The following is a 13,005-nucleotide window of genomic DNA, read 5'->3' as shown; positions in this document are numbered from 1 at the left end:
ACTTCAAACAACTAGGTTAAGTACACTGCTTGACTAGTTAAGCCAATACATAAAATTTAAATAAACTCTGAGAAAGCATTTTAAAAATGCGTTTATCGCTATGCCTATCAGTAAAAAATAAAACTGATGAAATTAACAAGAATCATCTTTATAGGATTGTTTATGTCCTTACTACAAACTATAAACGCACAGGAAAAGCATCATCAAAGTAATGAATGGAAATCAAATAGACCTGATGGTCATGCACCTATAAGTGTTATGGGAGATCATTACCATCATAAGGGAGAAGTAATGTTTTCATACAGATTCATGTATATGAATATGGAAGGTCTATTAAAAGGTAGTGAAACAGTTTCTAATGCAGAAGCTCATAATGCTGGATACATGGTTACACCACTTTCAATGCCTATGAAAATGCACATGTTAGGAGCAATGTATGCACCAACAGACAAAATTACTTTAATGGCCATGGTAAATTATATTGAGAATGATATGGATTTACAAATGCGTAACATGATGACAGGAATGATTATGCCGTTTTCTACATCATCTTCAGGTTTAGGAGACCTTAAATTAGGAATGTTATATAAATTTATTAATGAAAATAGAGGTTCTTTACATGCCAACATTGCTATTTCGATTCCTACAGGAGAAATAAATGAAAAAGATGTTACACCAATGTCAAGTCCAAATGAAATTCAATTGCCATACCCAATGCAAATAGGGAGTGGAACCTATGATGCAGATTTAGGATTAACATATTTAGGGCAAGCCGAAACCGTATCTTGGGGTAGTCAGTTGAAAGCAACGTACCGTTTTGGTAAGAATGACTTTGATTACACTTTGGGAAATCGTTACAGCCTAAATTCTTGGTTTGCCGTTAAAACTCATAAATGGTTAAGCTTTTCTGCTCGTTTAGAGGGCTTAGTTGTGAGTTCAATAAATGGAAAGAACCCTAATTTAAACCCGATGATGGTTACTACTGCAGATACAGCCAATTCAGGAGGAAAGTTCATTAATGGAGGTATTGGTTTTAATGTATATGCTTTTAAAGGATCATTAAAAAACTTACGATTCGGATTTGAGTTTAGTACTCCAGTTTATCAAAAACTTAACGGAATTCAATTAAAAACTAAAGAAACAATTACCGCTGGATTGCAGTACGCTTTATAGTATTTAGTTAACATATCAATTTATTATTTTCATTATGAAAAAATTCGCATTATTACTATGCCTAGGACTGCTATTGCCTAATTTTAAAGGAGTTTCACAAACAATTTTTAAAGGAAAAATAGTAAATACACAAAACGAACCAATTGTTGGAGCAGCTGTAGTTTCATTAAATAACAAGAAAACAGGAAGCGTATCGGATGTAGAGGGAAGATTTATTATAAAATTGAATAGCCCTAAAGTTATAATATCAAGTGTTGGATATATATCAAAAGAAGTCATACTCTCTCCAACGGAAAACATGGTAGTTTTGGAGTTTGCTCTTCAAAGTTTAGAAGAGGTAGTTGTTTCCGCTAGTAGAGAAGTACAAAAAAGGAGAGAAGTTCCTGCTTCTATTGGATTATTGGATGCAAACCAGATCAAAGAAACGAAAGCGTTTGGAATAGAACAGTTAGTAAACCAAGTGCCAGGAGTTTTTATGAGTACCTCAAAAGCATCGAGTAACGAACAACATTTCATGGCTACACGATCTCCTATCTCAACAAAGTCTTTGTTTTTATATGTAGAAGATGGTTTACCAATACGTCCAGTAGCTGTTTTTAATCACAATGCTTTATTAGAAATGAACAATACTACATTTGAAAGAGTTGAGGTGTTAAAAGGACCTGCATCTAGTATTTATGGTAGTGAGGCAATTGGAGGAAGTTTTAATTTCATTACTAAAAAACCAAGAAGAGATTTTGGCGGATCTGTTGGGATTCAAATAAACGATTTAGGATTGACTAGATATGAATTAGAAGCATCAACTACCTTGAAAGAAAAATATGGTTTTTATATTGGAGGACATCATATTCGAAGAGATAATGGAGTGGTTGGTCATTCCGACTATGAAAAAACGGCTATTTCTTTTAAGAACGTCAATGATTTTTCTGAAAATTTACAATGGACCAATAGTGTAACTTATATCAATTACCGATCAGATATGTCAGGGTCAATTTCAGAAAAGAATTATACAGATGCTAATTATGAAAGTAATCAAACATTTACGGAAAGAGAGGCAAAAGCATTTAGATTTCGCTCAACTTTAGACAAGTTTTGGAATGGTACTAACAAAACATCTTTTAACTTTATTTATAGAAATAATGAGATGAATCAAATACCTTCATATCGAATTAGACAAAACAGAGTTAGTGGGGTTTTAGATGGAACAGGTAGTGGAGAAATAAATTCGAATAAATTTAAAAGTTATGTTGGATTGGTACAGCATAAAATCGATTTCAACTTTGCAAATTCTAGTTTAATTATTGGAGCTACAACCGATTTTTCTCCTCAAAACTATGAAGCAGAAAATATAGATGTTATTGTAGATGTTGCTACTGCTCAAAATACCAATTATACTGTAAGAAATAATGATTTTATCTTAAAATATGATGCTGACATTTTTAACTATGCCGGGTATGTTCAGTTCGAAACAACTCCATTAGAAAATATAAAATTAACAGGAGCATTACGCTACGATGGTTTTACATATGATTATGATAATTTAGACGAAGGAAACTCTGGTGTACGAGACACTAAAATAAGTTATCATAATTATTCGCCTAAGTTAGGTGTGAATTTAAATTTAACAGAAAAATCGGGAATTTACTCAAGCTATTCAAAAGGATTTACACCTCCGCAAGTAGGAACACTTTTTAGAAATGGTAAAAATACTTCAGGAAATGCTTTTTCATTAAAACCAGCGAAATTTCATAACTACGAAATAGGAGGATATTTTACAATTCCTTCAAAGTTAAAAGTAGATGTTGCTATTTATCAATTAGACGGAATAGATCGATTGATTTCTATTCGAGATGATTTTGGAAATTTTGTTCAGAAGAATGCTGGAAAAACAAGATCTAGAGGTGTTGAATTGGGAGTGAAGTACCAATTTTTAGAAAACCTTTATTTAAATTATAGCGGTAGTTACGCTACACATAAATACCTTTCTTTTTTTGAGAATAACATAGATTATTCTAATACAGACATGCAAACGGCACCTAATTATATTGCCACAACTTCTTTGAACTATAAACCAATTCAAAACTTATTGTTAACACTAGAGCATGAACAGGTAGGGAGTTATAATACAAGCTTTGAAGGGCAGGCTGTTATAGGACAAGACACTTTGGGAGCTGATGTTTTAGGAACATCAACGTATAAAGGACATAATATTTTAAATCTTAGAGCCAATTACACCTACAAACAATTTGAAATTTGGGGGCAGGCTTTAAATATATTTGATACACTCTATGCAGTAAGAGCTTCTTATAGTAGATGGAGTAAGCAAAATACATATAGTATAGGAAACCCAAGAGCATTTCATTTTGGTGTAAAGTATAACTTTTAATAAAATACAGAAAGCACAACTAAAATTAAGAATATGAGTTGTGCTTTCAATTATATTCATTCAAAATGAAAAATAGAAAATTAAATCAATGGCTTTGGAAATGGCATTTTATTGCAGGAATAATCTCATTGCCATTTGTACTGGTATTGTCAATTACTGGAGCTATCTATTTGTTTAACCCTCAGGTTGAAAAAGAAGTTAAAGCTTCTATTCAAAAAGTAAAGGACAAAACAGAGAGTACTATTTCATATGAAGAACAATGGGCCTTGGCAAAACAAAGTATGAAGAAAAAGCCCAATAGTATGGTGTTACCTTTTACTGAAAGTATTGCCACCGAATTTGTTTCAGGGAGATTTAGTCATAAAAACTCACTATTTGTAAATCCTTATAGTGGAAAAGTTACTGGAAAGTTTAGTCCGAAAGATACTTGGATGTATACAGTACGAAAACTACATGGAGAACTTCTTGGAGGAAAAACAGGAACAAAGCTAGTTGAGTTAGTAGCTAGTTGGATGCTTATACTTATTTTGTCTGGTTTATACATTTGGTGGCCTTTTCAAAGAGGGATAAAAGGAGTGTTTACAATTCGACTCAGAGAAGGAAAACGAATTTTGTTTAGAGATTTGCATGCGGTTATTGGATTTTGGATTTCGGGTTTATTAATTCTTACACTTGCCGGAGGATTGCCGTGGACAGATGTTTTTGGAGCTAATTTTAAATGGGTGCAAAAAGTAACAAATACAGGATACCCAAAAACTTGGAGTGGAAGAGGGTTAACTTCTGAAATAAAAGAGAAACCATTAACATTAGATGAAATGGTTACCATTGCAAAACAACAAAAACTAAAAGGAACAATAAGTATTGGGCTTCCAAAAAATGAGAAAAGTACTTTTAGTGTTTCCAATAAAACATTCGATTTAAATGCTCAAAAGATGATGCATTTCGATCAATATTCAGGAGCACTGATCAAAAAACACAATTGGAGTGATGTGGGTTTTTTAATGCGAGGGAGAATGTGGGTCATGGCATTTCATCAAGGTCAGTTTGGAGGATGGAATTGGTGGTTAATGTTTGGGGTTGCAGTAATGTTAACTATTATGAGTTTGGGAGCTATTGCATCTTACGTGGTTAGAAAACCCGAAAATAGTTGGGGAATTCCTAAAGTTTCTAAAAGTTTTAAAATAAACCCTCTGATAGTTACGTTTTTAATATTGTTGGGCATAATATTACCGCTCTTCGGAATAAGTATTTTATTTATTTTATTAATTGAAGGAAGTAGATACCTTAAAAAAAGAATTTAGGATTTATTTAAGAATATGAAGTGTAAGGATTTGTAATTTTATTGACCAATGCAACGTAAAATTATAACTATAAAACCTATAACAATGAAAAAATCAATTATAACATTTTTGCTACTAGTTGTTGCCGTTGTTTTTACAAATGAAACAACTGCACAAAATTTTTCAGGATTAGATAAAAGTCCAATGGATGCAGCATCATACCCTTCAAATTGGAGAGTCTCAGATAAATTGGTGAAGGTTACATATAGCCGTCCGCAATTAAAGGGAAGGAGTTTAACACAATTAGCACCTAAAGGAAAAGTTTGGAGAACAGGGGCAAATGAAGCAGCTGAAATTACCTTTTATAAAGATGTAACTTTTGGTGATAAAAAAGTAAAAGCAGGAACATATTCATTATTTACCATTCCAGGAGATGATAAATGGACCGTTGTTTTAAATACTGCAAAAAATGTTTGGGGATCTTATTTTTATAAGCAAAAAGAAGATGTTGCTAGAGTAATTGCAAAAGTTTCAAAAGCAAAAAAAACATTAGAAGCATTTTCAATTACCTTTAGCGGTCAAGGAGAAGAAGCAACCATGTATTTAGGTTGGGGAGATGTAGTTATTTCCGTTCCTGTGAAGGGATAGGCCTTTAGATAAAAGTATTTAAAAACACCTCATACAAAGTATGAGGTGTTTTTTTGTGTTTAAATGTGACTTTTTAATTTTGATTGTGTCATAATAGTATAATTTACAATTGGTTATAAGGTTGTGGAGCGTGTTTTTTGAAATTTCGAAGTGAAACATAAAGTAAACCTCACAAAAATATAGAGGTCCCTAAAAAGAAACATTTTGAGAAAACATTGTAAGCTTTGTCTTATGGCCTATTGTGTAATTATTCTTGCTAGGTGAATTTTGGAAGTACCCTTCGGTAAAATAATATAGACCTACTTTTATAAGAATCATATTTCTTTAGCAAGAAAATGAATGCTCAATATCTTATTGAGCATTTTTTGTTTTTTGTAAATTTACTTAAAACAAAATCTATGAATATTGTTATTTACGGTACAGGAGGTGTTGGAGGCTATTTTGGTGTTCGATTAGCTCAATTTGGGCAAAACGTTACCTTTATAGCAAGAGGAAAACACTTAGAAGCCATCAAACAAAATGGATTAGAACTAAAAAGCATTAATGGAAATTTTACCTTAAAAAAGGTAAATGTTACCAATGATGTTGCTACAATCTCAAATCCAGATTTGATTTTAATTACTACTAAAACATGGCAGCTTGAAGAGGTAGCTAAAAGTATCCAACCAATTTTAACGAACAATACGTCAGTAATTTCTCTATTAAATGGAGCAGATAATGCTGAGAAACTTATTAAGATTCTAGGAACTCAGCATGTTCTAGGTGGTTTATGTAAAATTGTAAGTAAAATAGAGCGGTTTGGAGTTATCAATCATATGGCAATAGAACCGTATATAGCCTTTGGAGAGTTAGATAATAGCCACTCAACTAGGATAAAAGAAATTAAAAATGTTTTTGATAAAGCCGAAATCTTCAATCAAGTTCCAGACAATATACAGGTAGCTATTTGGTCTAAATTTTTGTTTATTACAACTATAAGTGCACTTGGAGGACTTACAAGAGCTACTTTAGGAGAAATGAGAACGCAGCCAGAGGTGAGAAATCTTATGCTTAAAACTGCTCAAGAAATAGTTACTATAGCTAATGCCAAAGGAGTTCCCTTAAATAAAGAAAGTATTGAAAAAGTGTTTCACTTTATAGACAAGCTTCCATATGAGACAACAGCATCCTTACAACGAGACATCATGGAAGGACGTCCTTCAGAATTAGATTCTCAAGTAGGAACTATTCATAAAATGGGTCAAGAATTAAACATCCCTACACCTATCAATTCTTTTATTTATCATTCACTAATAATCACTGAAAAAAGAAACCGAAAAGAATCTTTAAGCTAATTAAAATCAGGCTTTCTTCTTCCAAACAAGAATTGTAAATTTGCAGCTTCAAAATCACGTCATTGCGAACAGCGTGAAGTAGTTTCTTAATGAAATGATCTCACCATTTTATGTTTCGTACCGACAGGAATAAATTTAAAGAATGCAATACAATCATCAAGAAATAGAAAAAAAGTGGCAAGAGTATTGGGCAAAGAACCAAACTTTTAAGGCCAGTAATAATTCTGATAAACCTAAATACTATGTATTAGATATGTTTCCTTATCCATCTGGAGCAGGACTACATGTTGGACATCCATTAGGATATATCGCAAGTGATATTTATGCACGTTACAAGCGTCATAAAGGGTTTAATGTATTGCACCCACAAGGATATGATAGCTTCGGGTTACCAGCTGAACAATATGCGATTCAAACAGGTCAGCATCCAGCAATCACTACCGAAACAAACATTAAAACATATAGAGGACAGTTAGATAAAATCGGATTCTCATTCGATTGGTCTCGTGAAGTTCGTACTTCAAATCCAGAATATTATAAATGGACGCAATGGATCTTTATCCAGTTGTTCAATTCTTGGTATAATAAAGATACAGACAAAGCAGAAGATGTAAGCACTCTTATAACTAAGTTTGAAACAGCTGGGAATGCTGAGGTAAATGCGGTGACTGATGAAGACATCAAACAATTTTCTGCAGAAGAGTGGAAGAACTTTAGCTCAAAAGAGCAACAAGAAATTTTATTACAATATCGTTTAACCTATTTGTCAGACACAGAAGTAAACTGGTGTCCTGCTTTAGGAACGGTTTTAGCCAATGATGAAATTGTAAATGGAGTTTCAGAACGTGGAGGACATCCAGTAGTACGTAAAAAAATGACACAATGGTCTATGCGTATTTCTGCATATGCGCAACGCTTATTAGATGGATTAAATGGAATTGATTGGCCACAGCCTTTAAAAGATATTCAAACCAACTGGATTGGTAGAAGTCAAGGAGCCATGGTGAGTTTTGATGTAGATGGACATGATGCAAATATTGAAGTGTTTACTACAAGACCTGATACTATTTTTGGGGTGTCTTTTATGACCTTAGCACCAGAACATGATTTAGTAACTAAAATTACTACTGATGCGCAACGTGGAGCGGTAGAGGCATATGTGGAAGCTACTGCAAAACGTTCAGAGCGTGATAGAATGGCAGATGTAAAAACTATTTCAGGAGTATTTACAGGGGCCTATGCATTACATCCGTTTACAGGAAAGCAAGTGCCAATTTGGATTGGAGATTATGTATTAGCTAGCTACGGAACAGGAGCTGTAATGGCAGTACCATGTGGAGACCAACGTGATTATGATTTTGCAAAGCATTTCGGACTAGAAATTCCAAATATTTTTGATGGAGTAGATATTTCAGAACAAGCAAATGATACCAAAGAAGGAATTAAGTTAGCAAACTCTGATTTCTTAGATGGGTTGAATTATAAAAAAGGAATGAAAACCGTAATCTATGAAATGGAAAAACGCGGTTTTGGTTTCGGAAAAATAAACTATCGTTTACGTGATGCAGTATTTAGCCGTCAACGTTATTGGGGAGAACCATTCCCAGTATATTACAAAGACGGAATGCCACAAATGATAGCAAATGAACATTTACCAATTGAATTACCGGAGGTAGAAAAGTATTTACCTACCGAAGATGGTAAACCACCATTAGGAAATTCGACGGAATGGGCTTGGTCTACAGAAACAAATTCAGTTGTTTCTAATGATCAAATTAATAACGAAACTGTTTTTCCTTTAGAATTAAACACAATGCCAGGTTGGGCAGGAAGTTCTTGGTATTTTAACCGTTATATGGATGCTACGAATGAAGGAGAATTTGTAAGCAAGGAAGCAGTTGAGTACTGGAAAGAAGTAGATTTATATATTGGAGGTTCTGAGCATGCAACAGGACATTTATTATATGCACGTTTTTGGCAAAAATTCTTATTTGATAGAGGACTCTTGCCAGTTGATGAGTTTGCAAAAAAATTAATCAACCAAGGAATGATCTTAGGAACTTCTGCAATTGTATACAGAGTTTCAGGAACCAATAAGTACGTTTCATTAGGTTTAAAAGATCAATATCAAACAGAAGAGTTACGTGTAGATGTGAAGTTGATCAACTCTTCAGATGAATTAGACTTAGAAGGATTAAAGAATTGGCAACCTCAATTTGCGGATGCAGAGTTTGAATTGGAAGATGGTAAATATATTGTTGGAAGAGAGGTTGAAAAAATGTCAAAGCGATGGTTTAATGTTGTGAACCCAGATGATATTTGCGAGGAATATGGAGCAGATAGTTTACGTTTGTTTGAAATGTTCTTAGGACCTTTAGAGCAATTTAAACCATGGAAAACATCCGGTATTTCTGGAGTGTATTCATTCTTAAAAAAGCTATGGAAGTTATTCCACAAAGGAGAAGACTTCGAAGTTTCAGAAGGAGAAGCTACGAAAGACAACTTAAAAACATTACACAAAACCATTAAGAAAGTAGAAGAGGATATAGAAAATTTCTCATTCAATACTTCTGTTTCTACCTTTATGATTGCTGTAAATGAATTAGCTAAGCAAGAGTGTAATAACAAAGCAATTTTAGAGCAGTTATTAGTATTGGTATCACCATATGCACCTCATATTTCTGAAGAATTATGGAGTAAGTTAGGTCATAAAGAATCAATTTCTACAGCTGCTTTCCCAGTGTTTGATGAGAAGCATTTAGTGGAAAGCTCTAAGAACTACCCTGTTTCTTTCAATGGTAAAACACGTTTTACCTTGGAATTACCATTAGACATGAGTAAAGAAGAGATTGAAAAAACAGTGATGGAGCACGAAAAAACGCAACAACAATTACAGGGACGTACTCCTAAAAAAGTGATTGTAGTTCCGGGAAGAATTATTAATATCGTTGGATAATTAAAGCTTCAAAATATAGGTAAACTCCTTTGTTAATTTTAACAAGGGAGTTTTTTTATTATGATCTTTTTCTCAAATTTGTACACGAACCCCCAAAAAAATATCTATGAATAAAATTTCATTCAACAGTTCTTGGCTGTTTTTTCTCATTCCTGTAGGAATATTTGTGTTTGTAGTCATTCCTCAATTACAAGGAACCTATACTAACTTTCAAAAACAAGAATTAGAACATCAGCAAAAAGTTGCTCAATTAGATTCTTTAAAATTGATTGAAAACCCACCTACAAAAGTTAAGAATCAATTAAAGCGATTAGAAATTACTATTCCGATTTCTGGAAAAGGAATTGAAAGACAGCGATATACTTATTATAAAACTGGTGGAATGCTGGTGGTGTTGGTTTTTATGTTTACAGGAATGTTTGGGTCTAGTTATTGGTTAAAACGAAAGAAAAAAGCGCCCAATAACAAAGTCATTGAGTTTAACTTTGAAGATCCAAGTTATGATGCTATTGGTAGTAGAATATCTTGGAATGCCCTAGAGAGTTCAGGGAGTAATTTTTTAAGTGAACGTTTTAAAATGACAATGTTAGGGTATAAAATAGCATCCAGTGGCTCTATGAAGGTGATTTCTTGGAGTTTTTTCTTAATGGGACTCAATTATACAGTTTGGAGTTTTATAGAGCATTATAAGTTCAGTAAAGAAGCTCTTACTTTTATGGAAGGAGGAAAACTGTTTTTTACCTCAGGAGGTGTGTTTATGTTGATTGGATTCTTTTTTTTCTTGTCTAAAGGAACCAAGGTTGTATTCCATAAGCAAAAAAGAAAAATGATTATTGGAGGAAAAATTTTACCATTCAAAGATGCTTATGCCTTGCAAGTACTGCAAAAGTTTATTGAAGGAAACTCTTCAGGAAGTTATTTTTGTTATGAATTAAATTTGGTTACTAAAGATGGAGAGCGTTATAATTTGTTAAACCATGGGGATAAACAATATTTACTAAGTGATATGGTTAAGGTTAGTAAACTTTTAAAAGTTCCTGTATGGAATAAAGGCGTAGTCTAGTACTATATTTCCTAAACTTTTAGTAATTTACACTCAAATTAGATACACTAAGTGAATTTTTTATCCTGTTCAAAACATTCAAATAACTATATTTTTTATTCTTCTATAAAAGAGGTTCCAAAAGAAGTTTGGAAAGAGCTTCAATGTGAGCATAATTTATATTTGAGTGCAATGTATCTAGAAGCATTAGAAAGTAATAACGATACCATTGAATTTTCGTATTTGGTTTTACTAAACGATGCTCAAAAACCAATCGCGTTTACCACCATTCAAATCGTAAACTTTTACCTAGATAGTGTACAAAACGAGATGCAATCTATTGTAGAATGGATAAAGTGTATGGGAAGAAAATTGAAAGTCATTTCTCCAGAAGAACCTTTTAAAGTACTTACAAGTGGTAACACGTTTGTGAGTGGTGAGCATGGTATTTATATCAAACAAGACCAAGACAAAAAACAAGTAGTAAAAGATATTTCAAAAGCGTTGTTAGAATACGCTAAATCGAATTATAAAGATACCATAGATGCTTTTATGTTAAAAGACTTCTTAACCGAGTCTTTGTATATCACCGATGAGTTAAAAGAGGTTAGTTTCAATTCGTTTAAAGTAGAACCAAATATGGTGCTCACCTTAAATAAGAGTTGGGCTTCTTTTGAAGATTATTTAGCAGCAATGAAAACTAAATTTAGGGTAAAGGCAAAGAAGGCTATGAAACAAAGTAATAGTTTAAAGGTAGAAGATATTACTATTGAAATGCTAGATGATTTATTGCCTAAAATGACAGATTTGTATAAAAAGGTATCTGGTAAATCAAGTTTTAATTTAGGAGATTTTAATTTAAAAACATATCGTGATTTAAAAGAAAACCTTGGTCAATCCTATTTACTAAAAGGATATTGGCTGGAAGATAGGTTGGTTGGCTTTATGTCGGGAATTATGAATCAACATACATTAGATGCACATTTTGTTGGAATAGACTATAAATACAATAAATCATATGCCGTATATCAAAGAATGCTATATGATTATATTATCTTAGGAATTCAAGAAGGAGTACACTGCATTAATTTTGGAAGAACGGCAAGCGAGATAAAAAGTTCGGTAGGTGCAATTCCTCAAGATTTAACTATTTATCTTCGTCATAAAAAAACAATACCTAATAAAATTCTAAGTTTATTTTTAAATAAAATAGAACCGACAGAATTTAATCAGAAGTTACCTTTTAAAGAGGTTAAACATGTAGCAAAAACAAATTAGTATGAAAGATACTCAAGAGTTATTAGATATTTTAACTTTAGAAGATATAGGAAATAACAATTTTAATGGGGTTAGTAAAGATATTGGAAGTCCAAATGTGTTTGGAGGTCAGGTGCTAGCACAATCGCTTAATGCGGCTTATAGAACGGTTCCTGAAGAACGTATACTGCACTCATTGCATTCTTATTTTTTAGAAGCGGGTAATTTAGAGTTGCCAATTACATACAATGTACAAACGATTCGAGATGGAGGTAGTTTTTCTACCCGAAGAGTTACTGCTCATCAGAATGAAAAAACCATCTTTATTTTGGCTTGCTCTTTTCACAAAAAAGAAGAAGGGCATGAACACCAAATGCCAATAAAGAAAGATATCAAACAACCAGAAGAGTTGTTAAGTTGGACAGATATGTTAGACCAATTTGGAGCGTTTTTACCGAAGAAGATGAAAGCTTTTTTGAGTATAGAACGCCCCATTGATTTTAAACCAGTTGAAATAGCAAATCCGTTGGATCCAAAAGATTTACCACCTGTGGTAGATGTATGGTTTAAATTAAAAGGAGATTCTTCAAACTTAGAACTGGCAATTAAACAACAAATACTAACGTATATTTCAGATTATAATATACTAACAGCATGCTTGAATCCGAATGCAAGCGTAGCTAATTTTGGAAATACGCAAATGGCAAGTTTAGATCACTCTATGTGGTTTTATAGAGATTTTGATTTTAATGATTGGATGTTGTTTTCTATAGAAAGTCCAAACTCATTTGGTGCTCGAGGATTCGCTTGTGGAAACATTTATACAAGAGATGGAAGATTGATTGCTTCTGTTGCACAAGAAGGACTTATGAGACCAATGAAAAAATAGAGGTGTTTTAAAAAAGTACAATACAAAAAAAGCCGAGTGA

Annotated in this window: 9 protein-coding genes; all 9 read left to right on the top strand. The window is 32.8% G+C overall.

Going from position 1 to position 13,005, the window contains the following annotated elements; translation table 11 throughout:
• Positions 1–126 precede the first annotated feature (126 nt).
• The 9 genes from ABNT22_RS17670 to ABNT22_RS17630 all read left to right on the top strand — a co-directional run bounded on the left by ABNT22_RS17670 (position 127) and on the right by ABNT22_RS17630 (position 12,965).
• Positions 127–1,173, top strand: a complete 1,047-nt coding sequence (locus tag ABNT22_RS17670; protein ID WP_348718035.1) for a transporter — start codon at positions 127–129, stop codon at positions 1,171–1,173.
• A 34-nt stretch (positions 1,174–1,207) separates the two neighbouring features.
• Entirely contained in the window at positions 1,208–3,559 is a 2,352-nt protein-coding gene (locus ABNT22_RS17665; protein WP_348718033.1) for a TonB-dependent receptor, read from the top strand.
• 65 nt (positions 3,560–3,624) lie between these two features.
• Positions 3,625–4,860, top strand: coding sequence for a PepSY domain-containing protein (locus tag ABNT22_RS17660; RefSeq protein WP_348718032.1), 1,236 nt, complete (start codon positions 3,625–3,627; stop codon positions 4,858–4,860).
• 84 nt (positions 4,861–4,944) lie between these two features.
• Positions 4,945–5,487: a DUF2911 domain-containing protein gene (locus tag ABNT22_RS17655; RefSeq protein ID WP_348718031.1), complete on the top strand. Its 543-nt coding sequence runs from the start codon at positions 4,945–4,947 to the stop codon at positions 5,485–5,487.
• Positions 5,488–5,885: 398 nt separating this feature from the next.
• Positions 5,886–6,821: a 2-dehydropantoate 2-reductase gene (locus ABNT22_RS17650; RefSeq protein ID WP_348718030.1), complete on the top strand. Its 936-nt coding sequence runs from the start codon at positions 5,886–5,888 to the stop codon at positions 6,819–6,821.
• Between the two features lie 142 nt (positions 6,822–6,963).
• Entirely contained in the window at positions 6,964–9,777 is a 2,814-nt protein-coding gene (gene leuS, locus ABNT22_RS17645; RefSeq protein ID WP_348718029.1) for a leucine--tRNA ligase, read from the top strand.
• A 106-nt stretch (positions 9,778–9,883) separates the two neighbouring features.
• Positions 9,884–10,840 carry a hypothetical protein gene (locus ABNT22_RS17640; RefSeq protein WP_348718027.1) on the top strand — a complete coding sequence of 319 codons (957 nt, stop codon included), beginning with the start codon at positions 9,884–9,886 and terminating at the stop codon, positions 10,838–10,840.
• A 51-nt stretch (positions 10,841–10,891) separates the two neighbouring features.
• Positions 10,892–12,097 carry a GNAT family N-acetyltransferase gene (locus ABNT22_RS17635; protein ID WP_348718026.1) on the top strand — a complete coding sequence of 402 codons (1,206 nt, stop codon included), beginning with the start codon at positions 10,892–10,894 and terminating at the stop codon, positions 12,095–12,097.
• Position 12,098: 1 nt separating this feature from the next.
• Positions 12,099–12,965, top strand: coding sequence for an acyl-CoA thioesterase II (locus ABNT22_RS17630; protein WP_348718025.1), 867 nt, complete (start codon positions 12,099–12,101; stop codon positions 12,963–12,965).
• The last annotated feature ends 40 nt before the right edge of the window (positions 12,966–13,005 follow it).

Source organism: Tenacibaculum sp. 190130A14a (assembly GCF_964048965.1).
GTDB lineage: Bacteria > Bacteroidota > Bacteroidia > Flavobacteriales > Flavobacteriaceae > Polaribacter > Polaribacter polynesiense.
Note: the sequence above shows the minus strand (reverse complement) of the source record. Positions and strands in the feature narration are given on the sequence as shown.